Source organism: Modestobacter caceresii, assembly GCF_000761485.1.
In the GTDB taxonomy this organism is placed as follows: Bacteria; Actinomycetota; Actinomycetes; order Mycobacteriales; family Geodermatophilaceae; genus Modestobacter; species Modestobacter caceresii.
The window spans coordinates 217,129-241,933 of the sequence record NZ_JPMX01000091.1; the positions used below are offsets into that span (position 1 = coordinate 217,129).

The following is a 24,805-nucleotide window of genomic DNA, read 5'->3' on the forward strand; positions in this document are numbered from 1 at the left end:
TGCCGGGCACTGCCGTGAGGTCCTCGACCGAGGCCGCACGCAGCCGCTTGAGGGATCCGAACTGCTTCATCAGTGCCTTCCGCCGGGTGTCGCCGAGCCCCGGGACGTCGTCCAGGAGCGAGACCAACATGGTGCTGGATCGCTTCTGCCGGTGGTAGGTGATCGCGAACCGGTGTGCTTCGTCGCGCACCCGCTGCAGCAGGTAGAGCGCCTCGGAGGTGCGCGGCAGGATGACCGGGTCGGGGTCGTCGGGCAGCCAGACCTCCTCCATCCGCTTGGCCAGGCCGCAGACGGCGACGTCGACGATGCCCAGCTCGGCCAGCGAACGGCTGGCCGCGGCCACCTGCGGGGCGCCGCCGTCGACCACCAGCAGGTTGGGCGGGTAGGCGAACCGGCGCGGCCGTCCTTCCTCCGCGGCGACGCCCTGCTCGTCCCGGCGGTCCTGCTCCTCCTTGAGGTGCCGGGCGAACCGGCGGCGCACGACCTCGGCCATCGCCGCGGTGTCGTCGGTGCCCTGGGCCACGGAGAAGCGCCGGTAGTCGGACTTCTTGGCCAGGCCGTCCTCGAAGACCACCATGCTGGCGACGACGTTGGTGCCCTGCACGTGCGAGATGTCGATGCACTCGATCCGCAGCGGCGCCTCGGGCAGGTCCAGGGCCTCCTGGATCTCCGACAGCGCCAGCGACCGGGCGGTCAGGTCGCTGGCCCGCTTCACCCGGTGCCGGGTGAAGGACTCCTTGGCGTTGCGCTCGACGGTCTCCATCAGGCTGCGCTTGTCCCCGCGCTGCGGCACCCGCAGCGACACCCGGGAGCCGCGCAGCTCGCTGAGCAGCTCGGCGTAGACCTCCGCATCGTCGGGCAGCTCGGGCACGAGCACCTCGCGGGGCACGGACTCCCCCACCTCGCCGGTGCCGGTCTCCTCGTCCACCCCGCCGTAGACCTGCAGCAGGAACTGCTCGACCAGCTGGCCGGTGGTGACGTCCTCGACCTTGTCGATGATCCAGCCGCGCTGGCCGCGCACCCGGCCACCGCGGACGTGGAACACCTGGACGGCGGCCTCCAGCTCGTCCTGCGCGAAGGCGACGACGTCGGCGTCGGTGCCGTCACCGAGGACGACGGCCTGCTTCTCCAGGGCCCGGCGCAGCGCGCCGAGGTCGTCGCGCAGCCGGGCGGCCCGCTCGTAGTTCATCTCCTCGGCGGCCTCGGTCATCTGCCGCTCGAGCCGGCGGATCATCTGCTCGGTGCGGCCGCCCATGAAGTCGCAGAAGTCGTCGACGATCTCCCGGTGCTCCTCGGCGCTGACCCGGCCGACGCAGGGCGCTGCGCACTTGCCGATGTAGCCGAGCAGGCAGGGCCGGCCGATCTGCGCCGCCCGCTTGAAGACGCCGTTGGAGCAGGTGCGGGCCGGGAAGACGCGGGTGAGCGTGTCGACCGTCTCGCGGATCGCCCAGGCGTGGGCGTAGGGGCCGAAGTACCGGACGCCCTTGCGTTTGGGGCCGCGCATGACCTGCAGCCGCGGGTACTCCTCGTTCAGCGTCACGGCGAGGCTGGGGTAGCTCTTGTCGTCCCGGTACCGGACGTTGAACCGGGGGTCGAACTCCTTGATCCAGTTGTACTCGAGCTGGAGGGCCTCGACCTCGGTGCCGACGACGGTCCACTCGACGCTCGCCGCGGTGGTGACCATCTGCCGGGTGCGCGGGTGCAGGCCCCAGACGTCGGCGAAGTAGCTGTTCAGCCGCTGCCGGAGGCTCTTGGCCTTGCCGACGTAGACGACCCGGCCGGCCGGGTCGCGGAACTTGTAGACCCCGGGGCTCTCCGGGATGCTGCCGACCGCTGGGCGGTACGTGGACGGGTCGGGCATGCCCCCCAGGTTAGGTCCGCACACCGACACTCCGTCGGCCGCCCGACCCCCGCCGCGGGGCGTGTCCCCCATCGGCCCGCTGACCTGCACGGGACCGGCCGGGCCACCCGCCGCCCTCGCCTGTGGACGACGCCGGCACCACTCCGGCTGCAGCTGCCAGGGTGGCCCGGTCGGTGACCGGGGACGAACGGGGTGGGCATGCGTGCGACGGCGAGCAGCGAACGGGACGGCGTGGTGGTGGCCGATCGCCGGGGTGGGCACTGGCGGGTCAGCTGTCACCGCGCCGGGGTGCTGCCGTCCCCCGCGACGCCGCCGGACAGCGGTGCGGTCGGCCGGCTGCTGCTGCCGTGGGCTGCTGCGCCGGAGGCACCCCCGGCCCTGCCGCGGGCCAGTTGGGTGCTGGGCCGCTCGGCGCGCTGGCAGGGCCCGGGCGCGCCCGGCGCGAGCGAGGACCCGCTCCGGGACGAGGCGGTGGCACTCCGCGACGCGCTCGCGGTGACCGGCGGCGGGCCGGCCGCCCTGGGCCTGGTCATGTGGGCCCGGCGGGCGTGGCAGACGGGGCAGCGGGAGCGCACGCACCCGTGGCTGGTGCAGCTCTGCAGCGCCGACGGCGCTGATCGCCGGGCCACCTGGGCGGTCGCCGGCCCGGAGGCCGCCCAGGCCGCGGTGGCCGACGTCGCCGGGGCCGTGGGCGCCGGCCGGCTGCCGGAGCCGGTCGGCGCACGACTGCTCGACGTCCGCGACGATCGGCGCTGACCGCCGCGCCGCCCTCGGGCGGCACTGCCGTCAGACCGGAGCCGCCAGCTCCAGGGCGGGCGCCGGTGGCCGGGGCGGCCAGCTCCAGGGCCGGAGCCGGGTGTCGGAGCGGCGGGCTCAGCCGGCCAGACGGTCGTCCAGCCAGCCGAGCAGGTCGGCGACGACCTCGTCGCGGTTGGTCTCGTTGAAGACCTCGTGCCGCGCCTCGGGGTAGACCCGCTGGTCGACCGGCAGACCGCGTTCCCGGAGCAGCCCGGCCAGGGCGGTGACCTGCTCGGCGTCCCGGCCGCCGACCGGGTCGTGCTGCCCGGACAGCAGCAGCACCGGCAGGGCTGCGGGCAGTGCGGCGACCCCCTGCGGGCTGGCCGCGCGGACCGACATGCCGAAGACCCCGGCCGCGTACCCGTGGGTCAGCGGCACCTGGTCGCCGGCGAGCGGGTCGGCCAGGTAGGCGTCCACCTCGGCCGGGTCACGGGACAGCCAGTCGTAGGGGGTGCGGGCCGGCTCGAACGGCTCGTTGAAGGCGCCGAGGGCGTCCAGCGGCTGGTCCCCCAGCCCGGCAGCCACGGCACCGTCCAGGGCGGACACCGTCTCGGCCAGCTCCGGCGACACCCCGATCGGTCCGGACAGCACCAGCCCGCTCAGCCCCGCGCCGTCCCGCTCGGCGCTGGCCAGCGCGATCACCGAGCCCATCGAGTGGCCCAGCAGCACCCGTGGCGGGCCCGGGTGCTCCTCGGCGGCGAGCCGGTGCAGGGCCTCGACGTCGTCGAGGACGCCGTCGGCGCCGGGCACCCCGAACCGACCGGGGCCGGTGACCTCGGCGGTCCGGCCGTGCCCGCGCAGGTCCATCGCGTAGACGGCCAGGCCCCGCTCGGTGAGCGCACCGGCCAGCCGCTCGTAGCGGCCGGAGTGCTCGGAGGCGCCGTGGACCAGCTGCAGGGTGCCCCGGACCTCGCCGGCGGGCAGCCAGCATCGGTAGGGGACGTCCACCCCGTCGGGGCGCGGGAGCACGGGCAGGTCGCCGGACGTCGTCGTCACGGTGGGTCCTCTCGTTCGGGGGCGCACGAGGCGGCCGCAACCGCCCCGTGCACCGGTCAGCTGGCCTTCTTGCGGGCCTTCTTCTTCGGGCCTGCGGCCACCGCCGCGACGGCCTCCGGATCGAGGATCTTGGCGAGGAACCTGCCGGTGTGGCTCTCCGGGACCGAGGCGACGAGCTCCGGCGGCCCCTCGGCCACGACCACGCCGCCGCGGAAGCCACCTTCCGGCCCCATGTCGATCAACCAGTCGGCGCTCTTGATCACGTCGAGGTTGTGCTCGATGACGATGACCGAGTTGCCCTTGTCGACCAGCCCCTGGATGACCTGCAGCAGCTTGTTGATGTCCTCGAAGTGCAGCCCGGTGGTGGGCTCGTCGAGGACGTAGATCGTGCGGCCGTTGGAGCGCTTCTGCAGCTCGCTGGCGAGCTTGACCCGCTGCGCCTCGCCACCGGAGAGCGTGGTGGCCGGCTGGCCGAGCCGGACGTAGCCGAGGCCGACGTCGGTGAGGGTGCGCATGTAGCGGGCGATCGCCGGGATGGCCGCGAAGAACTCGGCGGCCTCCTCGATCGGCATGTTGAGCACCTCGGCCACGGTCTTGCCCTTGTAGTGCACCTCGAGGGTCTCCCGGTTGAACCGGGCGCCCTTGCAGACCTCGCAGGGCACGTAGACGTCGGGCAGGAAGTTCATCTCGATCTTCAGCGTCCCGTCGCCGGAGCACGCCTCGCACCGGCCGCCCTTGACGTTGAAGGAGAACCGGCCGGGCTGGTAGCCGCGGACCTTCGCCTCCGACGTGCTGGCGAACAGCTTGCGGACGTGGTCCCAGACCCCGGTGTAGGTGGCCGGGTTCGACCGCGGGGTGCGCCCGATCGGCGACTGGTCGACGCCGACGACCTTGTCCAGCTGGTCCAGGCCGGTGATGGTGCGGTGCCGGCCGGGCACCATCCGCGCGCGGTTCAGCTCGTTGGCCAGGGTCGTGTAGAGGATGTCGTTGACCAGGCTGGACTTGCCCGAGCCGGAGACGCCGGTGACGGCGACCAGCATGCCCAGCGGGAACGCCACGTCGATCCCGCGCAGGGTGTTCTCCCGGGCGCCCTTGACGACCAGCTCCCGGCCCGGCGTCCGCTCGCGCCGGATCTTCGGGATGGGGGTCTCCCGGCGGCCGGACAGGTACGCACCGGTGATCGACCGCTCGCTGGCGAGGAGGTCCTCGTAGGTGCCGCTGACCACCACCTCGCCACCGTGCTCGCCGGCGCCGGGACCGATGTCGACGATCCAGTCGGCCTGCTTGATGGTGTCCTCGTCGTGCTCGACGACGATCAGCGTGTTGCCCATGTCGCGCAGCCGGACCAGCGTCTCGATCAGCCGGACGTTGTCGCGCTGGTGCAGTCCGATCGACGGCTCGTCGAGCACGTAGAGGACGCCGACCAGCCCGGAGCCGATCTGGGTGGCCAGCCGGATGCGCTGCGCCTCCCCACCGGCCAGCGTGGCGGCCGGACGGTCCAGGGACAGGTAGTCCAGCCCGACGGAGACGAGGAAGGAGAGCCGGGCCTGGATCTCCCGGAGCACCTGGACGGCGATGGCCCGCTCGCGCTCGCCGAGCTCCAGGGCGTTGAGCCACTCGGAGGCCTCGCCGATGGACAGCCCGGTGACCTCGGCGATCGACCGGCCCATCATCTTGACGGCGAGGATCTCCGGCTTGAGCCGGGTGCCGTGGCAGATCGGGCAGGGCACGTCGCGCATGTAGCCCTCGTACTTGTCCTTCATGAACTCGCTGTCGGTGTTCTCGTGGCGGCGCTCGAGGAAGGGCAGCACGCCCTCGAAGGCGGCGTAGTAGCTGCGCTCGCGGCCGTAGCGGTTCTTGTACTTCACGTGGACCTGGTCCGGGGACCCGTGCAGGACCGACTTCTGGACCTTCGCGGGGAGCTCCTCCCACGGGGTGTTCATCGAGAAGCCGTTCATGTCGGCCAGCCCGCCGAGCAGCCGCTGGAAGTACTCGTTGCTCATCGAGCCGGCCCACGGGGCGATGGCGCCCTCGGCCAGGCTCTTGCCCGGGTCAGGGACGACGAGGTCGGGGTCGACCTCCTTGCGGGTGCCGATGCCGGTGCACTCCGGGCACGCGCCGAACGGCGAGTTGAACGAGAACGACCGCGGCTCGAGTGCCTCGAAGGACAGCCCGTCGTCGATGCAGGCCAGGTGCTCGGAGAAGGTGCGCTCCCGGTGTGCGTCGTCCTCGGGGAGGTCGACGAAGTCGAGCACCACCAGGCCACCGGCGAGCCCGAGCGCGGTCTCGACCGAGTCGGTCAGCCGCCGCTTGGCGCTCTCCTTGACCGTCAGCCGGTCGACGATCACCTCGATCGTGTGCTTCTCCTGCTTCTTGAGCGTCGGCGGCTCGGTCAGCGGGTGGATGGTGCCGTCGACCCGCACCCGGGAGAAGCCCTGGGTCTGCAGCGAGCTGAACAGGTCGACGTACTCGCCCTTGCGCGCCCGTACGACCGGTGCCAGCACCTGGAACCGGGTGCCCTCCTCCATGGCGAGCACCTGGTCGACGATCTGCTGCGGCGTCTGCCGCGAGATCGGCTTCCCGCAGTTGGGGCAGTGCGGCTGACCGGCCCGGGCGTACAGCAGCCGCAGGTAGTCGTAGACCTCGGTGATCGTGCCGACCGTCGACCGCGGGTTGCGGTTGGTCGACTTCTGGTCGATCGACACCGCCGGGGACAGGCCCTCGATGAAGTCGACGTCGGGCTTGTCCATCTGGCCGAGGAACTGGCGGGCGTAGGCCGACAGCGACTCGACGTAGCGGCGCTGCCCCTCGGCGAAGATCGTGTCGAAGGCCAGGCTGGACTTGCCCGAGCCGGATAGCCCCGTGAACACGATCATCGCGTCGCGGGGCAGGTCGAGGTGGACGTCCTTGAGGTTGTGCTCTCGGGCGCCGCGGACGACGAGCCGGTCCATGTGATCCCTGTCGGTCGCAGTGGTTCGGTGCTGGTCCGTTCGCGGGGCGGCGGGGACCAGTGGTGCAGTGCGGAGCTCGAGGCCGGTGAGGTGCATCGCCCAGTGGAACGGTGGCCCGACAGGCGGGCTTCCCGGCGCGGGTGTCGGCTGGGTCTCCCCCGCCCGCGCTGGGCGACGCTGCCCGGTCAGCCGGCGGGGCCGCCGACCCGTCCGGCCGGGTCGAAGACCGGCGCGTGCCGGCGCCAGGGCAGCCGGTCTTCGAGCTCCCCGGCCAGCCAGAGTAGCCGCGTCTCGGCCCCGGCCGGGCCGACGAACTGGACGGAGCTGGGCAGCCCGTCCCGCCCCGGGCCGGCCGGCAGGACGAGCGCCGGCAGACCCGCCACGTTCCAGGCCGACGTCCACGGCGCCCAGCGGGCGTTGGCCGTGATGTTGGCCAGGAAGCCCCGCTCGTGCCAGGGCCGGGCGGCGAGCGGCGGACCGGAGACGACCGGGCTGAGCAGGACGTCGACGTCGGAGAAGAAGTCGGCCATCCGGGCCCGGAACGCCGCCGCCGTCTGCGGCCGGACGAGGCCGGCCCGGCGCACCCAGCGGCCCAGCCGGGCGTGGGTGCGGCTACGCGGCTCCAGGGCCTGGCGGTCGAGCCCGAGGGCCTCGGCGTCGGAGTCCGCGCCGGCCAGCCACCGGGTGATGGTGCCCAGCGCCGCAGCCGGGGTGATCAGCGGCTCCTTCTCGACCACGACGTGCCCGGCGGCCCGCAGTTCGGCGACCACGGCGTCCAGCGCAGCGCGGCCGGCGGCGTCCAGCCGGACGCCGGGCACGGGCGACCGGGTCGACACCGCGATCCGCAGCGGGCCGACCGGGGCCGCCGGCTGGGCCGACTCGGTGCCGGCCAACACGGCGAAGCCGACGGCCAGGTCGGCGACGGTGGTGGCCAGCACACCGTTCTCCGCCATGCCGGACCAGCTGTCGGCACCGATCTGGGCCGGGACCACGCCGGAGCCGGGCTTGAGGGTGACCAGCCCGCAGGCGGCGGCGGGCAGTCGGAGTGAGCCCATGCCGTCGTTGCCCTGGGCCAGCGGGACGACGCCGGCGGAGACCGCGGCGGCGCTGCCCCCGGAGGAGCCGGCGGCCGAGCGTGCGGTGTCCCACGGGTTGCGGGTGACCGTGCCCGGACCGTCGGTGGCGCAGTACAGGCAGAGCTCGGGCACCCGCGTGATGCCGACGACGACCGCCCCCGCGGCCCGCAGCCGGGCCACCACCGGGTGGTCGGCGCTCGCCGGCGCCGGCAGGTGGGCCGACGACCCGTCCGTGGCCACCTCGCCGGCCACCGCGACGTTGTCCTTGACCGCGATCGGGACACCGGCCAGCGGCAGCCGGGCCCGGTCGGGACGGGCGTCGACGGCGGCGGCCTCGGCCAGCGCGGCTCCGGTGCGGACGACCCGGAACGCCCCGATCCGCGCCTCCACCGCGGCCAGGTGCCGCAGATGGGCACGGACGACGCCGACCGCGGAGAGCTCACCGGCGCGGACCCTGGCGGCCAGCTCGGTCGCCGGGAGACCGACCACCCCGTCGAGCGTCGGCTCCCCGGAACCCGCCGCGGCCGGCGCGCCGGAGGGCCCGGAATCTGCACTAGCGTCCATGCCGACGAACCTAGACGGCGGCACCGACAGTCTCAGACGGGAGCGCGATGAGCGGGCAGACGTACACCGGGGACGTGCAGGTCGGTGGCCCCGCCGACGTCCGCGAGCTCCCGGGGCTGACCATCCGGAAGCTGGCCGTCAGCGAGATGGCGAACAACGTCTACCTGCTCACCAGCACGGCCAGCGGGGAGTCGCTGCTGGTCGACGCGGCGGCCGAGCCGGCGGCGCTGCTGGAGCTGATCGGCGACGCCGACGTCCGCACGGTGGTGACCACGCACGGCCACTGGGACCACCACCGGGCACTCCCGGAGGTGGTGCAGGCGACCGGCGCGGAGACCGTCGCGCACCCTGCCGACGCAGCCGACCTGCCGGTGCCGGTCACCCGCCCGGTCTCCCACGGCGACACCGTCCCCGTGGGCGACCAGACCCTCGCGGTGGTGCACCTGCGCGGGCACACGCCGGGCAGCATCGCGCTGGTCTGGCGCGGCCCCGAGGGCGCCGGCACGCACGTCTTCACCGGCGACAGCCTGTTCCCGGGCGGCGTGGGCAACACCCAGTCCGACGCCGCCCGGTTCACCAGCCTGGTCGACGACGTGGAGAGCCGGCTGTTCGCTGAGCTGCCCGACGACACCTGGGTCTACCCGGGCCACGGCGCGGACACGACGATCGGCGCCGAGCGCCCGAACCTGCCGGAGTGGCGCGCCCGCGGCTGGTGACCGGCGCAGGGCCCGGTCTCGAAGCGTTCCGGCCATCGAAGAGCCCTCGTCCTCGAAGAGCCCTCGTCCTCGAAGAGCCCTAGTCCTCGAAGAGCTCGACGAGCTCCTCCGCCGTCCCTGCCACGTGCAGCGGCACCACCGAGATCGACCAGTCGGGGCGGCGCTCGTCGAGGTCGACCGCGAGGTCCCAGGCCGCCCTCGCGGTGAGCGGGCCGAAGCACGCGTCGTCCCCGTCCTCCCCCACGGCGATCTCGACCAGCCAGTTGTCGGAGAGATCCGCCGCGAGCTCGTCGAAGTCGGCCTCGCTGTCCTCGTCGGGCTCCGGGAGGTCGGCCTGGACGGGGTAGATGAGCGCCATGCGGACACGCTAGACCGGCTCGCGGCCCGGACCGCCCTCCTCCGCCGCCTGCTCCGGTCGCCGGGTCGTCGACGCCAGACCGGGTAGTGCGCAACCGGAGCCGTGGACGAACGCGCCGCGGCCCGTCCGGAAGCGCCGTGTCCTTGCGGCCACCGCCCGAGCGAGGAGAGCTCCATGACCATGTCGAACAGCGACATCGCGACCGGCAAGCGCGACATCAAGTCCCACGAGACGACCAGCTTCGCCGATTTGGGCAAGGAGATGTGGGCCTACCTGACGGGCAAGGGCGCGGCGATCAACTACGAGTTCGTGGACATGACCGTCGAGGTGCCGCGGGAGACCAGCCCGGACGCACCCCGCGCCACCTGGCGGCTGAACGGGACGCTGCGCATCACCACCGCCGAGAACGCCAGCAGGGGATGAACCCGGAGGTGGCCCGCCTCGACGTGACGGGCGACCTGTCCATCGAGGTCGACGGTGCGCCCGTGCGGGTCACCGCCGCCGGCGGTGACGTCCACGTGGTCGCCGACGACGTCCGCGGGTTCGTGCTGGGCCTGCGGGCGGCGGCCACCGCCCGCACCGGGACCCGGCCCGGCCGCGCCGATCTCGCCGAGCTGGCCGGCGCGCTGGCCGATGCCGGGCTCACCGCCCGGCTCGACTCACCGTCGCAGCACATCGTGACCGTCGGCGCGGGCGTCGACTCGTCGCTCGGTGGAGCGCTGCTGGGCACCCGGCAGGCGCGCCCGGACGCCGTCGGCATCGTCCGCGCCAGCATCCGGGCCCGGGCTGTCGAGACGGCGCTGGGCGCGATGCTGCTCGCCCTCGGCTACGCGGTGGTCCGCCGCCGCAGGTGAGCGGGGGCGCGGACCAGCGCGCTCCTCAGTCGACCCTGGTCGCCTGCACGGTCAGCGGCTCGGCCGGGTCGGGCCCGGCCGGGCCGGACCCGGCCGGAAGCGCGCCCATCGCCGGGCTGTTCTGCGGGGTCGGCAGCCAGCGGCTCCACCAGCGCAGCACGTGCTCGAGGCGCGCCCGGCGGTGCTCCGGCCGGCCGGACCGGGACAGCTCGTGCCCCTCCCCCGGGAAGAGCAGCAGCTCGGTGGGGACGTCGCGGCGCTTGAGCTCCACGTAGAGCCGGGTGCCCTGTTCCAGCGGGCAGCGCCAGTCCTCCTCCGAGTGGATCACCATCGTGGGGGTGGTGATCCGGTGCGCCGAGGCCATCGGCGACTGCGCCGCGACGCGCTCGGGATCGGTGCCCACGTACTCGTCGGGGAAGAAGAACCCGATGTCGGAGGAGCCGACGAAGCTCACCGGGTCGTTGAAGCCCCGCTCGCTGATGCCGGCGACGAACCGATCGGTGCGGCCGAGCAGCAGCGTGGTCATGAACCCGCCGTACGAGCCGCCCATCAGCCCGACGCGGGTGGCGTCCAGCCCCGGATCGGTCAGCGCCGCGTCGAGGAAGGCCAGCACGTCGTCGGCGTCCAGCTCGCCCATGTGCTCCTTGATCACCCGGCCGTGCGCCTGGCCGTAGCCCGACGACCCGCGGGGGTTGCACATCAGCACGGCGTAGCCGGCCTCGACGTAGGCCTGGGTCTCGTCGAACAGCGTCCAGCCGTACTGGCTGAACGGCCCGCCGTGCACGGTCAGCAGCACCGGGTGCGGCCCCGGCCCGGGCGGTGTGGTGATCCAGCCGTGCACCGGGTAGCCGTCCGGGGCGGTCGCCGTCGTCTCCCGCATCCGGTGCAGCCGGCCGGTGGCCTGCAGCGGCGCACCGAAGCCGGTGATCAGCCGGCGCCGTCCGGGGGTGACCGCGATGAGCTCGCCCGCCGAGCGGTCGTGCGCGACGGTGGCGACGACGACGCCGCCCCCGACGGCCATCCCCCGCACCGTGTACTGCCCCTCGACCAGCACCTCGGGCTCGCCCCCGCCGAGCGGGACCCGCAGCAGCTCGACCGCGCCGCGGCGCTGGACACCGATGAGGGCGGCGCCACCGGCCACCACGGTCGCCGGGGTCTCGTCGCCGCGGTCGTGCTCCTCCGGGTCGAGCAGCGGCACCACCGGGCCACCCGCGGCGCTGACCTGCGCCAGGGTGGTGTTCCGGCCGACGAAGTCCCGGCCGAGCGGGCCCAGGTCGGGGATCGCCGAGAGGTAGATGGTGCTGCCGGTGGGATCGTCCGGGTCGTAGGCCGGGTGGCTGCACGCGGACCGGGATTCGGTGACCCGGCGCAGCCCGCTGCCGTCGGGCCGGACGACGTACACGTCGGAGACCAGGTCCAGGTCGGCGCCCTCGTGCCGCGCGGAGACGAAGGCGAGCACGGAGCCGTCCGGACGCCAGGCCACGTCGGTGTCGTCGACGTCGCCGCCGGTGACCTGGAACGGCGTGGGCTGCTCGACGGCGTCGTCGTCGGTGTCCGCGGGCAGGTCGACGACGAAGACGTGACTGCGGCGGTCGTTGGTGAAACCGATGTCGTCGGCCCGGTACTTCAGGGTGGTGATCAGCCGGGGAGGCTCCGCGCCCGGCGACACGTCCTCGTCGGTGCCGTACCGCCCCTGCTCGGGCACCCGCGCGGTGTAGGCCAGCCGGCGGGAGTCCGGCGACCACACGGGGGTGCCGGCGCCCAGGTGGTGGTCGGTCAGCCGCCGGGCCGTGCCACCGCCGGCGGGCAGCACGTGCAGCTGCGGCTTCCCCTTCGGCTCGGCTGACAGGTAGGCCAGCCAGTGGCCGTCCGGGGAGAACGCGGGTGCCGAGTCGTGGTGGCCGTGGGTGAGCGGTCGGGCCGGCGCCGAGCCGTCGGTCGGGACGGTCCACAGCTGGCTGCGGTACTCGTCGGCGTCCAGGTCCAGCCGGCTGACGGCGACGACGGCGGTCGCCCCGTCCGGGGACACCGTGGGCACACCGGGAACGCGCAGCAGGGAGAGGTCGGTCGGCCGCATGCCGGGCACGCTAGCCCAGCGCACGGCGGCGCAGATGGTGAGCCCCGCTAAGGGGTGAGCGCTCCCGGGTCGCGCCGTTCCGCCCGGATGCTGCGGGCCAGGCCCAGCGCACCGAACAGCGGCAGTGCGGCGAGCAGCAGCAGACTGCGGTCCAGCCCGAGCACCTCGCCCGCACCGCCGACCACCGCCGACCCCACCCCGCCGCCCACCAGGAAGACCAGCGTGGCGATGCCCAGCGCGACGCCGCGCACCTCGTCGGGGACGGCGCCGCCGACCGCGGCCATCAGTGCCGGCTGGCCGAGCCCGAAGGCGACCGTCACCAGGACGACGGCCGTCACCAGGCCGGGGGCGGAACCAGCGCTGGCACCGAGCGCAGCGACCAGCAGCGCGACGGTCGCGATGACCCCGGAGATGGCCAGCGACCGGGCGGGGCCGAGCCGGGCCAGCAGCGGGCCGGCGAGCCGCGGGGCGAGGAAGCCGGTGACCGCGCTGGGCACCAGCGCCAGGCCGATGTGCAGCGGCGTCCACCCCTCGCCCGCGAGCACGGCGGGGACGGCGATCAGCAGCGCGAACCAGGCGGCCGGGACGGCCGAGGCGGCCAGCGCACTGCGGACCACCACCGGCTCCCGGAGGACGGCCGTGGGCAGGAAGCCCTCCGGCCGGCGGCGCACCTGCGCGGCGACCGCCGGGACGCCCAGCCCCAGCAGCGCGGCACCGACGGCGGCGATCACCACCCCGGAGGCCGGGGACTGCACGAGCAGCACCAGACCGGCGGCGGTGCCGGCGACCAGGACCGCGCCCAGCACGTCCAGCCGGGCACCGGTGCCCACGGCGGGGACCGAGCGCCACAGCACCGGCACCAGCAGCAACCCGAGCGCCGGCAGCACCACGACCGCCCGCCAGCTGGCGACGTCGGCGACCAGCCCACCGACCAACGGCCCCAGGGCGCTGACCGCCGCCGCGGTGCCGGCGACCTTGCCCAGCGCGGCGGTCCGCACTGCTCCCTCGTACCGCGCGCTGACGATCGCCATGCCGAGCACCGGGACCGCAGCCGCACCGAGGCCCTGGAGGACGCGGGCACCCAGCAGCACCGGGTAGCTGGGGGCCAGGCCGCCGAGCACCGCCCCGGCGGTCATCAGGGCCACGCCGACGACCAGCGGCAGCCGGATTCCGGCCAGGTCGGCGATCCGGCCGTACACGGCGGTCGCCACGGCCAGCATCAGCGCGTAGAGGCTGATCACCCAGGAGACGCCGCCGGTGGTCAGGTCGAGGTCGGCGGCGATGGCCGGCAGCGTGACCGCGACCGCAGCACTGCCCATGCCGGCGAGCCCGAAGAGGACCCCGACCAGGCCGGCGACGCGGCCGGCGTCGGTCGGGGGGCTCATGACCGGGAGCCAACCACGCGCCGACCCGACCTCCCCCGCCGCACGGTCCTGCGGCCCACTGACGGATCGCTAGTGTGACCCGGATGACACGACGGGTGTTCGCCGGTGGCCAGGTGTTCGACGGCACGGGCGGGCCCGCTGCCCGCGCCGACGTCCTCGTGGAGGACGGCCGCGTCCTGGACGTCGGCACGGGGCTGGACGGCGACGAGGTCGTCGACTGCGCCGGCACCACCGTGCTGCCGGGCCTCTTCGACTGCCACGTGCACGTCATGCTCAGCGGCGTCGACATGCTGCGGCTGCTGCAGACGCCGTTCAGCTACGGCTTCTACGAGGCGGTGCACAACCTCCGCCGCACCCTGGCGCTGGGCATCACCTCGGTGCGGGACGCCGGCGGTGCCGACCTGGGAGTGGCCCAGGCCGTGCGCGACGGGCTGATCGCCGGGCCGCGGATGCAGATCGCGATCAGCATGCTGTCCCAGACGGGTGGGCACGGCGACGGCTGGCACGTCTGCGGCGCCGAGGTACCGCTGATGGGGCCGCACCCCGGGCGGCCGGGCACCGTCGTGGACGGCGCCGACGAGATGCGCCGCACCGTGCGCGAGCTGCTGCGCGCCGGCGCCGACGTGCTCAAGGTGGCCACCAGTGGCGGCGTCCTCTCCGCCCGGGACGACCCGCGGCACCCGCACTTCCGGCCGGCCGAGCTCGACGTGCTCGTCGAGGAGGCGGTGGCGGCCGGAGTGCACGTGATGGCGCACGCGCAGGGCGCGGAGGGGATCAAGGCCGCCGTCCGGGCCGGGATCCGCTCGATCGAGCACGGCATCTACCTCGACGACGAGGCGATCGACCTGATGCTGACCCACGGGACGTGGCTGGTGCCCACCCTCGCCGCGCCCCGGGCGGTGCTCACCGCCGTCGCCGCGGGGGCGTCGCTGCCCGAGGCCGTGATCGAGAAGGCGCGCGCGGTGCAGTCGGTGCACGACGAGTCCGTCCGCCGGGCGGTCGAGGCCGGGGTTAAGGTCGCGATGGGGACCGACAGCGGAGTGGGCCCGCACGGCGACAACCTCTCCGAGCTCGGCCTGATGGTCGGCTGCGGGATGACCGCGGACCAGGCCTGGCACGCCGCGACGCTGTCGGCCGCCGAACTGCTGGGCGTCGACGGCGAGCTGGGCAGCCTGCAGCCCGGCAAGCGGGCCGACCTGGTGGTCCTGGACGGCGACGCGGGCGACCTCACCGGCCTGGCCGGGCGGGTGCGCGAGGTGTGGCGGGACGGCGTCCTGGTCGCCGTCGGCGGCTCGACCGTCGAGCCGGGGACGATCCCGCCCCGCTGACCACACGGCGGCGGCCCGGGAGGCCGGGCCGCCGCCGCGCTCAGCTGGTGCGGTGGGGGTCCTCGCCGGTGGCGGCGCGGGCGCGCTGCTCGTCCTCGGTCAGCGCGCCGGGCCGGCCGGGCTCACCGGTGTCGGTGACGGCCGGGTCGATCGCGGCACCCTCGGCGTCGGGCACCTCGCCGCGGGTCTTGATCAGGCTGGCCACGGTGGCGACCAGCAGGACCACCAGGATGACCGTCAGCGACAGCCAGGTCGGGATCGCCGGGATGCTCTCCAGCGGCTCACGCTCGCCGGCGAAGGGGTACTGGTTCTCGTGCAGTGCCTCGAGGATCAGCTTGACGCCGATGAAGGCCAGGATGACGGCCAGCCCCAGGGACAGGTAGACCAGGCGCTTGAGCAGACCGCCGAGCAGGAAGTACAGCTGACGGAGGCCCATCAGCGCGAAGATGTTCGCGGTGAAGACGATGAACGGTTCGCGGGTCAGCCCGAAGATCGCGGGGATGCTGTCCAGCGCGAACAGCAGGTCGGTCGTGCCCAGTGCCAGGAACACCACGATCATCGGCGTCCACAGCTTCTTGCCGTCCTGGACGACGCGGATCTTGCTGTCGTGGAAGTCCTGGGTCATCGGCAGGACCTTGCGCATCCGCCGGATCAGGCCGTTCTCCTCGTAGTCCTCGTCCTCCTCGCGGTGCCGGACCAGGTTGATCGCCGTGTAGACGAGGAACGCACCGAAGAGGAAGAAGACCCAGATGAACCGCTCGATGACGGCGGCGCCGGCGAGGATGAAGAGGCCTCGCAGCACCAGCGCGATGATGATCCCGACCATCAGGACCTCTTGCTGGAGCTTCCGGGGCACCCGGAAGCGGGCCATGATGATCACGAAGACGAACAGGTTGTCGACCGAGAGCGAGTACTCGGTCAACCAGCCGGCGTAGAACTCGGTGGCGAACTGCCCGTTGGTCACCGCCAGCACGATCCCGCCGAAGGCCAGCGCCAGGGCCACGTAGAAGACCACCCACGCCGTCGCCTCCTTGACGGAGGGCTCGTGCGGACGACGGACGACGAGGGCGAGGTCGGCGAGCAGCAGGACGGTGAGCCCCACGAACGTCGAGATCTCGAACCAGACGGGGAGCTCCACGTACCGGCACTCTACGGGTTCGTTGCCTCGTGCATCGGTCGACGACCCGTGTCCCCGGCCGCTGTGGCGCGGGGCCAGGGGCGACGTTCGTCACCCCCGGCCCCGCGCCGCGCTCAGTCGGTGCGCGACTCCGGCCGGCTCACCGGCACCTCGCGCGGGTCGGCCGGCGCCTCGGCCGTGTCGGCGCCCGGGTCGCCCGGTGCGCCGATGTGCCGCCCGGCGCTGTCGGCCCCCGGCTCCCCGGCGCCGCGCTCCGCGCGCCGCTGGGCGTCCTTCTTGTTCTTCCGCAGGCTCGCCCAGGTGGTCACCAGCAGGGTCACCAGGATGACCAGCAGCGACAGCCAGGTCGGGATCTCCGGGACCAGGGTGACGTGCTCGCCGCCGTTGATGAACGGCAGCGTGTTCTCGTGCAGCGCGTGGATCAGCAGCTTGATGCCGATGAACCCGAGGATGACCGACAGGCCGTAGGCGAGGTACACGAGCTTGTCGAGCAGTCCGTCGATGAGGAAGAACAGCTGGCGCAGACCCAGCAGGGCGAACGCGTTCGCGGTGAAGACCAGGTAGGTCTCCTGGGTGAGACCGAAGATCGCCGGGATCGAGTCGACGGCGAAGAGGATGTCGGCGCTGCCGATGGCGATCAGCGCGATCATCAAGGGGGTGATGAACCGCTTCCCCTTGATCTTCGTGACCAGGCGGTCGGAGTGGTACTCCTCGGTCGTCGGGAGCACCTTGCGGGTCAGCCGCAGGACCGAGTTCTCCTTGAACTCCTCCTCGTCGTCGTGACCGCCACTGCGGGCCTGGGCGATCGCGGTCCAGATGAGGAAGCCGCCGAAGATGTAGAAGACCCAGCTGAAGTTCTCGATGGCCGCGGCCCCGAGGAAGATGAAGATCGTCCGCAGCACGAGCGCGAAGGCGATGCCGAACAGCAGGACCTTCTGCTGCAGCTCACGCGGTACGGCGAAGCTGGCCATGATCAGCACGAAGACGAACAGGTTGTCGACCGAGAGGCTCTTCTCGGTGACCCAGCCGGCGAAGTACTCACCGGCGTAGGTGCCGCCCCAGAAGACGAGCACCACCAGCCCGAACAGGAGGGCGATGGCGATGTAGACCGCCGACCAGGTGCCGGATTCCTTCAGGGTCGGCGCGTGCGGCGTGCGCACGTGGCCGAAGAAGTCGAAGACGAGCATCCCGATGATCGCAGCCACCGTGATGCCCCACACCCACAGGGGGACGTCCATGCATTTCCTCCGGTCGTCTGGCTCATGTCAGCACCGGAGGTCTCTCCCACCGACCCGCCAGGCGGGTCGGCCGGCAGCGCCGGGGACCGTGGGATCCCGTGTTGACGACACTGCCGCGGGCGGGATACTCCCCTCCACGTGGGGCCTGCCCGGTCCGGCGCGGCAACGCACCGACCCCGGCGGTCCAGGTCCCAGGGTCCCCTACGAACGACCGCCCCGCAGAGTTCCCGCGGACGGCGATGACCTGTGCCCGCGGACGGCGAGGACTTGGGCACCGGCTCAGGCGTGCGCGGCGTCGAACTGCCGCAGCTCCTTCTTCAGCTCGGTCAGCTCGTCGCGCAGCCTGGCTGCCACCTCGAACTGCAGCTCGCGGGCCGCCGCCAGCATCTGCTCGTTCATCGAGGTGATCATGTCGGCGAGCTCGTTGCGCGGCAGACCCTGGACGTCGATCGACCCGGCCTTCGCCCGGCTCCTCGACGACAGACCGGGCACCGGCGACTTGCCGCGCGACTGCTGACGCCCCGAGCCGCCCAGCAGCTCGGTCGTGGCCCCGCCGGTGACCTCCTCGGTGTCCTCGGCGGCCTTGTAGATGCCGTCGAGGATGTCGACGATCTTCTTGCGCAGCGGTTGCGGGTCGACACCGTGCTCGGTGTTGTAGGCGATCTGCCTCTCGCGCCGCCGGTTGGTCTCCTCGATCGCCTGGGCCATCGACGGGGTGATCTTGTCGGCGTACATGTGCACCTGACCGGAGACGTTGCGCGCCGCCCGGCCGATGGTCTGGATCAGCGAGGTGCCCGAGCGGAGGAAGCCCTCCTTGTCCGCATCGAGGATGGCCACCAGCGACACCTCGGGCAGGTCGAGCCCCTCGCGCAGCAGGTTGATGCCGACCAGCACGTCGTACTCACCCTGGCGGAGCTCCCGCAGCAGCTCGACGCGGCGCAGGGTGTCGACCTCCGAGTGCAGGTAGCGGACCTTGATGCCGAGCTCGAGCAGGTAGTCGGTGAGGTCCTCGGACATCTTCTTGGTCAGCGTGGTGACCAGGACCCGCTCGTCCTTCTCCGTGCGCAGCCGGATCTCGTGGACCAGGTCGTCGATCTGGCCCTTGGTCGGCTTGACCACGACCTCCGGGTCGATCAGCCCGGTCGGGCGGATCACCTGCTCCACGACGTCGCCCTGGACCCGGCCGAGCTCGTAGTGACCCGGGGTCGCCGACAGGTAGACGGTCTGGTGGATGCGGTCGGTGAACTCCTCCCACTTGAGCGGGCGGTTGTCCATCGCCGAGGGCAACCGGAAGCCGTGCTCGACCAGCGTGCGCTTGCGGCTCATGTCGCCCTCGTACATGCCGCCGATCTGCGGCACCGTGACGTGCGACTCGTCGATGACGAGCAGGAAGTCGTCGGGGAAGTAGTCGATCAGGCAGGCGCCGGCGCTGCCGGGTGACCGGCCGTCGATGTGCCGGGAGTAGTTCTCGATGCCGGAGCAGAACCCGACCTGGCGCATCATCTCGATGTCGTAGGTGGTGCGCATGCGCAGCCGCTGCGCCTCCAGCAACTTGCCCTGCTTGTCCAGCTCGGACAGCCGCTGCTCCAGCTCCGCCTCGATGCCACCGATCGCCCGTTCCATGCGCTCAGGTCCGGCCACGTAGTGGGTGGCAGGGAAGACGAAGAGCTCGTCGACCTCGCGGATGACCTCGCCGGTGAGCGGGTGCAGGTAGTACAGCCGCTCGATCTCGTCGCCGAACATCTCGATCCGGCAGGCGAGCTCCTCGTAGACCGGGAAGATCTCGATCGTGTCGCCGCGGACCCGGAACGTGCCGCGGGTGAAGGCCAGGTCGTTGCGGGTGTACTGCTCGGTGACCAGGGTGCGCAGCAGCTCCTCCTGGGAGCGCTGCTCCCCCACCTTCACCTTGAGCGCGCGTTCCACGTACTCCTGCGGCGTGCCCAGGCCGTAGATGCAGGACACGGTCGAGACGACGATGACGTCGCGCCGGGTGAGCAGGCTGTTGGTCGCCGAGTGCCGCAGCCGCTCGACCTCCTCGTTGACCGAGGAGTCCTTCTCGATGTAGGTGTCGGTCTGCGGGACGTACGCCTCGGGCTGGTAGTAGTCGTAGTAGGAGACGAAGTACTCGACCGCGGCGTCGGGCATCAGCTCCCTGAACTCGTTGGCCAACTGCGCGGCCAGCGTCTTGTTCGGCGCCATCACCAGGGTGGGGCGCTGCACCTGCTCGATCAGCCAGGCGGTGGTGGCCGACTTCCCGGTGCCGGTGGCGCCGAGCAGGACGGTGTCCTGCGCACCGGCGTCGACCCGCTCCGCGAGGGCCTTGATCGCCGTGGGCTGGTCGCCGGAGGGCTCGAACTCGCTGACGACACGGAACCGCCCCTGGGTGGGCCGGATGTCGGTGGATGCAGGCACGCCGACGACGGTACGACGGGCCTGTGACAGAAGTGGCCGGAGCGGCCCCGGGCCGGCGGCCCCGTCGGGATGGGCCGCACGGGACACGTGGGACGACTGATCGGCCGGCCGTCGCCGTGGGGAGTTGTCGACACGCCGACGTACCCCTAGCGTCAGCGCCCGCAGGAGCGAGCAGCACCGGTCGCCGCCAGTGCCACCCGGGTCACCGGGCGAGGTCGGCGGTGCCCGGGCTGCCGGTCCCGGCCCGGCCCGGCGCAGACACTGCCGCAGCCGGGCGCCGACGCCCTCCCCGGTCCGCCGCGGAGGGCGTCGCCGTCCCCGGGACACGGCCGGCGTCGTCGTCCCCGCGGCGGAGCCCGTGGCGCCGGTGGGTCGGCACTGCGCGGGCGAGCGGACCGGCCTTGGCAGACTCCCTCCGAGGACTGCCCGCGCTCGTCCTCCGGACATCGCCCGTGTCCTGATCGTCACAGGTGTGCGGAGGCCGCTCTGCGGGCATCCGACGACGAACCCCCGGTTCAGCCGTGACGACCCGCGCCCCTGCTCCGAGCCCAGGGGCGACCAGCTCAGGAGGACGACCTTTCATGACCACCCAGGTGTGGCCCGGTTCCGCATATCCCCTCGGGGCGACCTACGACGGCACCGGCACCAACTTCGCGATCTTCAGCGAGGTGGCCGAGAAGATCGAGCTGTGCCTGTTCGACGATGCGGGCAACGAGGAGCGGATCCGGCTCCCCGAGATGGACGCCTACGTCTGGCACGCCTTCCTCCCCGGCGTCCAGCCCGGCCAGCGCTACGGCTTCCGCGTGTACGGCCCGCACGACCCCGAGCAGGGGCACCGCTGCAACCCGAACAAGCTGCTGCTGGACCCCTACGCCAAGGCGATCGACGGGCAGGTCGACTGGGACGAGGCGGTGTTCGGCTACCACTTCGCGACCGGGGCGAAGAACGACGACGACTCGGCGGCGCACATGCCGAAGTCCGTCGTGATCAACCCCTACTTCGACTGGGGCGTGGACCGCCCGCCGAAGACCCCGTACAACAAGACGGTCATCTACGAGGCGCACGTCAAGGGCCTGACGATGACCCATCCGCGGATCCCCGAGGAGCTGCGCGGCACCTATGCCGGCGTCGCCCACCCGGCGATCATCGAGCACCTGCTGGAGCTCGGGATCACCGCGATCGAGTTGATGCCGGTGCACCAGTTCGTCCAGGACGACACGTTGCTGCAGAAGGGCCTGCGCAACTACTGGGGCTACAACACGATCGGCTTCTTCGCGCCGCACAACGAGTACGCGCAGCAGACCGACGGCCAGCAGGTGCAGGAGTTCAAGGGCATGGTCCGGGCCATGCACGAGGCGGGCATCGAGGTGATCCTCGACGTCGTCTACAACCACACCGCCGAGGGCAACCACATGGGCCCGACGCTCTCCTTCCGGGGCATCGACAACCAGGCCTACTACCGGCTGGTCGAGGACGACAAGCAGTACTACATGGACACCACCGGCACCGGGAACTCACTCAACGTCCGGACGCCGCAGTCGCTGCAGCTCATCATGGACTCGCTGCGCTACTGGGTCACCGAGATGCACGTCGACGGGTTCCGCTTCGACCTGGCGTCGTCCCTGGCCCGCCAGTTCCACGAGGTCGACCGGCTGTCGGCGTTCTTCGACCTCTGCCACCAGGACCCGATCGTCAGCCAGGTGAAGCTGATCGCCGAGCCCTGGGACATCGGCGACGGCGGCTACCAGGTCGGCAACTTCCCGGCGCTGTGGACGGAGTGGAACGGCAAGTACCGCGACACCGTCCGCGACTTCTGGCGGGGCGAGAACGCCACGATCGGCGAGTTCGCCAGCCGGATCACCGGCTCGGCCGACCTCTACCAGCACTCCGGCCGGCGTCCGGTGGCCAGCATCAACTTCGTCACCGCGCACGACGGGTTCACGATCAACGACCTGGTCTCCTACAACGAGAAGCACAACGAGGCCAACGGCGAGGACAACAACGACGGCGAGAGCCACAACCGCAGCTGGAACTTCGGCGTCGAGGGCGAGACCGACGACCCCGAGATCCTCGCGTTGCGGGCCCAGCAGCGGCGCAACTTCATCACCACGCTGATGCTCTCCCAGGGCGTCCCGATGCTGCTGCACGGCGACGAGCTCGGCCGCACGCAGCGCGGCAACAACAACGGCTACTGCCAGGACTCCGAGCTCACCTGGATCGACTGGGAGAACATCGACGAGGGCCTGCTGGAGTTCACCAAGCTGGTCACCAAGCTGCGCACCGACCACCCCACGTTCCGCCGCCGGCGGTTCTTCCACGGCCGCCCGGTGCGCCGCGCGGAGGGCGACCCGGTCCAGGACGTCGCCTGGTTCACCCACGCCGGCGAGCTGATGAGCGAGGAGGACTGGGACGCCCACTACGCCAAGTCGATCGGCGTCTACCTCAACGGCCACGGGATCCGCTCCACCGACGAGCGGGGCGAGCCGGTCGTCGACGACTGCTTCTACCTGGTGTTCAACGCCTGGCACGAGGACATCGAGTTCACCCTGCCCAGCAGCGAGTACGCCGAGGGCTGGACCGTGGTGGTGGACACCGCGGAGATGAGCGAGGTCGAACCGGTCGTGGTGAAGGCCGGTGACACGTTGACCGTGGCCGCCCGCGCCACCGTCGTCCTGCAGTCCGCCTCATGAGCCAGGCGGCCGGAGGCCAGCCGGACGAGAGCCGCCGCCGGGAGGTGCCCGCGGGCACCTACCGGCTGCAGGTGACCGCCGACTTCACCCTCGACGACGCGGCGACCGTGGCCGGCTACCTGGCCGACCTCGGCGTGACGCACGCGTACTCGTCCCCGCTGCTGCGCTCGGCGGCGGGGAGCACGCACGGGTACGACACGGTCGACCACGCGCACATCGACGAGCCGCGCGGCGGGCGGGCCGGGCTCGACCGGTTCGTGACCGCGTTGCACGAGCACGGGCTCGGCCTGGTGCTGGACCTGGTGCCGAACCACATGGGCGTCAGCGACCCGGCCGAGTCCGGCTGGTGGTGGGACCTGCTGCAGCACGGGCGGGAGTCCGACCACGCCGACGCCTTCGACGTCGACTGGGACTTCGGCGTCGGCCGGATCCGCATCCCGGTGCTGGGCAGCACGGACGACGTCTCCCAGTTGGAGGTCGTGGAGACCGACGACGGCCCCGAGCTGCGCTACTACGACAACCGATTCCCAATCGCCCCGGGCACCGGGACCGGCACGCCGCAGGAGGTGCACGACCGGCAGCACTACGAGCTGGTCGACTGGCGGCGCGCGGACGACCAGCTGAACTACCGGCGCTTCTTCGCGATCAACACCCTCGCCGGGTTGCGGGTCGAGGACCGGGACGTCTTCCGGGCCACCCACGCGCTCGTCGTCCAGCTGGTGGAGAACGGCTCGGTCGACGCACTCCGGATCGACCACCCCGACGGGCTCGCCGACCCGAAGGGCTACCTGGACCTGCTCGCCGAGGCGACCGGTGACCGGTGGACCGTGGTGGAGAAGATCCTCGAGCCCGGCGAGGAGCTCCCCGAGAGCTGGAAGACGGCCGGGACGACGGGGTACGACGCGCTCGCCGAGGTCGACGACGTGCTCATCGACCCGGCCGGCGAGGCCGCGATCACCGCGCTGGACACCGAGCTGGCCGGCGGCCGGGTCGACTACGCCCAGCTCGTGCACGACTGCAAGCGCGAGGTCACCGACGGCATGCTCGGGTCGGAGGTGGCCCGCCTGCACCGGATCGTCGGTGAGCTCCCCGGCGTGACCGCCGAGCAGGTGACCGAAGGGCTGGCCGAGCTGCTGGCCGGCTTCCCGGTCTACCGCAGCTACCTGCCCGACGGCCGCGAGCACCTGGACGCCACGGTGGCCGCGGTGAAGCTCCGCCGTCCCGACCTCACCGCCGCCGTCGACGCGCTGCACCCGCTGCTGGGTTCGGCCGGCACCGAGCTGGCCACCCGGTTCGAGCAGACCTCCGGTCCGGTCATGGCCAAGGGCGTCGAGGACAGCGCCTACTACCGGTGGTCGCGCTTCGTCGCGCTCAACGAGGTGGGCGGCGACCCGGCCCGGTTCGGGACGACGGTCGAGCAGTTCCACGCGGCGCAGCAGCACCGCCAGGAGGTCAAGCCGGCCTCGATGACGACGCTGTCCACGCACGACACCAAGCGCAGCGAGGACGTCCGGGCCCGGCTGGCCGTGCTCGCCGAGGTCCCGTCCGAGTGGGCCGGCCTGGTCCGCGACTGGCTGGACCGGCACCCGCTGACCGACCGCCCGCTGGCCCATCTGGTGTGGCAGAACCTCGTCGGCGCCTGGCCGCTCTCCCGGGAGCGGGCGCACGCCTACGTGGAGAAGGCGGCCCGGGAGGCGGGCACCTCGACCACCTGGACCAACCCGGTGCAGGAGTTCGAGGACCAGCTGCACGCCCTGGTGGACGCAGCGTTCGACGACGCCACCACGCACGCGGAGATCGAGCGGTTCGTGCAGCGGATCGCGCCGTTCGGCTGGTCGAACTCGCTGTCGCAGAAGCTGCTGCAGCTGACCATCCCCGGCGTCCCGGACGTGTACCAGGGCACCGAGCTGTGGGACTTCTCGTTGGTCGACCCGGACAACCGGCGTCCGGTCGACTACGGGGTGCGGCAGGAGCTGCTGGCCCGGCTGGACGAGGGCTGGGTGCCGCCGGTCGACGAGACCGGTGCGGCCAAGCTGCTGGTCGTCTCCCGCACGCTGCGGCACCGGCGCGACGCCCCGGATTCCTGGTCCGGGTACACCCCGGTGCCGGCCCGCGGGCCGGCGGCCGACTCCGTCGTCGCGTTCGACCGCGGCGGCGTCGTCACCGTCGCGACCCGGCGGCCGGTCCACCTGGCCGAGACCGGCTGGGGCGACACCGCGGTCGGCTCGCGGACCGGCGCGTGGCGGGACCTGCTCACCGGCACCCGACTGGTCTCCGACTCGGGCGGCATCCGGCTGAGCGACCTGTGCGCACAGCTGCCGGTCGCCCTGCTCGTCCGGGACTGAACCGGCCCGGCCCTCGCC

General features: G+C 72.6%; 17 protein-coding genes. 7 read left to right on the plus strand and 10 right to left on the minus strand.

Annotated features, from left to right (window positions below):
• On the minus strand, positions 1 to 1,861 hold a 1,861-nt coding region (gene uvrC, locus IN07_RS25940; RefSeq protein WP_036338717.1), incomplete at its 3' end, for an excinuclease ABC subunit UvrC.
• A gap of 198 nt (positions 1,862 to 2,059) precedes the next feature.
• Between uvrC and IN07_RS19070 the strand changes: the two genes are divergently transcribed.
• Positions 2,060 to 2,617, plus strand: a complete 558-nt coding sequence (locus IN07_RS19070; protein ID WP_156119281.1) for a hypothetical protein — start codon at positions 2,060 to 2,062, stop codon at positions 2,615 to 2,617.
• Between the two features lie 117 nt (positions 2,618 to 2,734).
• Here IN07_RS19070 and IN07_RS19075 read toward each other — a convergent pair whose 3' ends face one another.
• The 3 genes from IN07_RS19075 to IN07_RS19085 all read right to left on the minus strand — a co-directional run bounded on the left by IN07_RS19075 (position 2,735) and on the right by IN07_RS19085 (position 8,246).
• Entirely contained in the window at positions 2,735 to 3,655 is a 921-nt protein-coding gene (locus IN07_RS19075; protein ID WP_052091498.1) for an alpha/beta fold hydrolase, read from the minus strand.
• Between the two features lie 56 nt (positions 3,656 to 3,711).
• Positions 3,712 to 6,606 carry an excinuclease ABC subunit UvrA gene (uvrA, locus tag IN07_RS19080; RefSeq protein ID WP_036338723.1) on the minus strand — a complete coding sequence of 965 codons (2,895 nt, stop codon included), beginning with the start codon at positions 6,604 to 6,606 and terminating at the stop codon, positions 3,712 to 3,714.
• A 185-nt stretch (positions 6,607 to 6,791) separates the two neighbouring features.
• Complete coding sequence (locus tag IN07_RS19085) at positions 6,792 to 8,246, minus strand: amidase (RefSeq protein WP_081975549.1); 1,455 nt, start codon at positions 8,244 to 8,246, stop codon at positions 6,792 to 6,794.
• Positions 8,247 to 8,293: 47 nt separating this feature from the next.
• On the opposite strand from IN07_RS19085, the gene IN07_RS19090 reads away from it, so the two are divergent.
• Entirely contained in the window at positions 8,294 to 8,962 is a 669-nt protein-coding gene (locus tag IN07_RS19090; protein ID WP_036338729.1) for an MBL fold metallo-hydrolase, read from the plus strand.
• 79 nt (positions 8,963 to 9,041) lie between these two features.
• Here IN07_RS19090 and IN07_RS19095 read toward each other — a convergent pair whose 3' ends face one another.
• A complete protein-coding gene (locus tag IN07_RS19095; RefSeq protein WP_036338732.1) occupies positions 9,042 to 9,320 on the minus strand; it encodes a hypothetical protein in 279 nt (92 codons plus the stop codon).
• Between the two features lie 174 nt (positions 9,321 to 9,494).
• Between IN07_RS19095 and IN07_RS19100 the strand changes: the two genes are divergently transcribed.
• Positions 9,495 to 9,743 carry a hypothetical protein gene (locus IN07_RS19100; RefSeq protein WP_036338735.1) on the plus strand — a complete coding sequence of 83 codons (249 nt, stop codon included), beginning with the start codon at positions 9,495 to 9,497 and terminating at the stop codon, positions 9,741 to 9,743.
• On the plus strand, positions 9,740 to 10,174 hold the full coding sequence (locus IN07_RS19105) for a hypothetical protein (protein WP_036338737.1): 435 nt from the start codon (positions 9,740 to 9,742) through the stop codon (positions 10,172 to 10,174). The genes IN07_RS19100 and IN07_RS19105 overlap by 4 nt, the downstream gene beginning before the upstream one ends.
• 25 nt (positions 10,175 to 10,199) lie before the next feature.
• Here IN07_RS19105 and IN07_RS19110 read toward each other — a convergent pair whose 3' ends face one another.
• Both IN07_RS19110 and IN07_RS19115 read right to left on the minus strand, forming a co-directional pair.
• Positions 10,200 to 12,251 carry a S9 family peptidase gene (locus IN07_RS19110; RefSeq protein ID WP_036339033.1) on the minus strand — a complete coding sequence of 684 codons (2,052 nt, stop codon included), beginning with the start codon at positions 12,249 to 12,251 and terminating at the stop codon, positions 10,200 to 10,202.
• Between the two features lie 47 nt (positions 12,252 to 12,298).
• Complete coding sequence (locus IN07_RS19115; RefSeq protein WP_052091499.1) at positions 12,299 to 13,636, minus strand: MFS transporter; 1,338 nt, start codon at positions 13,634 to 13,636, stop codon at positions 12,299 to 12,301.
• A gap of 83 nt (positions 13,637 to 13,719) precedes the next feature.
• Here IN07_RS19115 and IN07_RS19120 point away from each other — a divergent pair, with 83 nt between their 5' ends.
• The gene (locus tag IN07_RS19120) at positions 13,720 to 14,964 is read left to right on the plus strand and encodes a metal-dependent hydrolase family protein (protein ID WP_036339037.1); all 1,245 of its coding nucleotides are present in this window, start codon (positions 13,720 to 13,722) and stop codon (positions 14,962 to 14,964) included.
• 40 nt (positions 14,965 to 15,004) lie between these two features.
• Here IN07_RS19120 and IN07_RS19125 read toward each other — a convergent pair whose 3' ends face one another.
• The 3 genes from IN07_RS19125 to uvrB all read right to left on the minus strand — a co-directional run bounded on the left by IN07_RS19125 (position 15,005) and on the right by uvrB (position 19,752).
• Entirely contained in the window at positions 15,005 to 16,102 is a 1,098-nt protein-coding gene (locus tag IN07_RS19125; protein ID WP_036338739.1) for a TerC family protein, read from the minus strand.
• A gap of 113 nt (positions 16,103 to 16,215) precedes the next feature.
• A complete protein-coding gene (locus IN07_RS19130) occupies positions 16,216 to 17,340 on the minus strand; it encodes a TerC family protein (RefSeq protein ID WP_081975550.1) in 1,125 nt (374 codons plus the stop codon).
• Between the two features lie 279 nt (positions 17,341 to 17,619).
• Positions 17,620 to 19,752 (minus strand): excinuclease ABC subunit UvrB, encoded by a 2,133-nt coding sequence (uvrB, locus tag IN07_RS19135; RefSeq protein WP_036338742.1) that lies wholly within the window; start codon positions 19,750 to 19,752, stop codon positions 17,620 to 17,622.
• Positions 19,753 to 20,333: 581 nt separating this feature from the next.
• On the opposite strand from uvrB, the gene glgX reads away from it, so the two are divergent.
• Both glgX and treY read left to right on the plus strand, forming a co-directional pair.
• On the plus strand, positions 20,334 to 22,442 hold the full coding sequence (gene glgX / locus IN07_RS19140; protein WP_036338745.1) for a glycogen debranching protein GlgX: 2,109 nt from the start codon (positions 20,334 to 20,336) through the stop codon (positions 22,440 to 22,442).
• Positions 22,439 to 24,787: a malto-oligosyltrehalose synthase gene (treY, locus tag IN07_RS19145; protein ID WP_052091500.1), complete on the plus strand. Its 2,349-nt coding sequence runs from the start codon at positions 22,439 to 22,441 to the stop codon at positions 24,785 to 24,787. The genes glgX and treY overlap by 4 nt, the downstream gene beginning before the upstream one ends.
• Positions 24,788 to 24,805 lie beyond the last annotated feature (18 nt).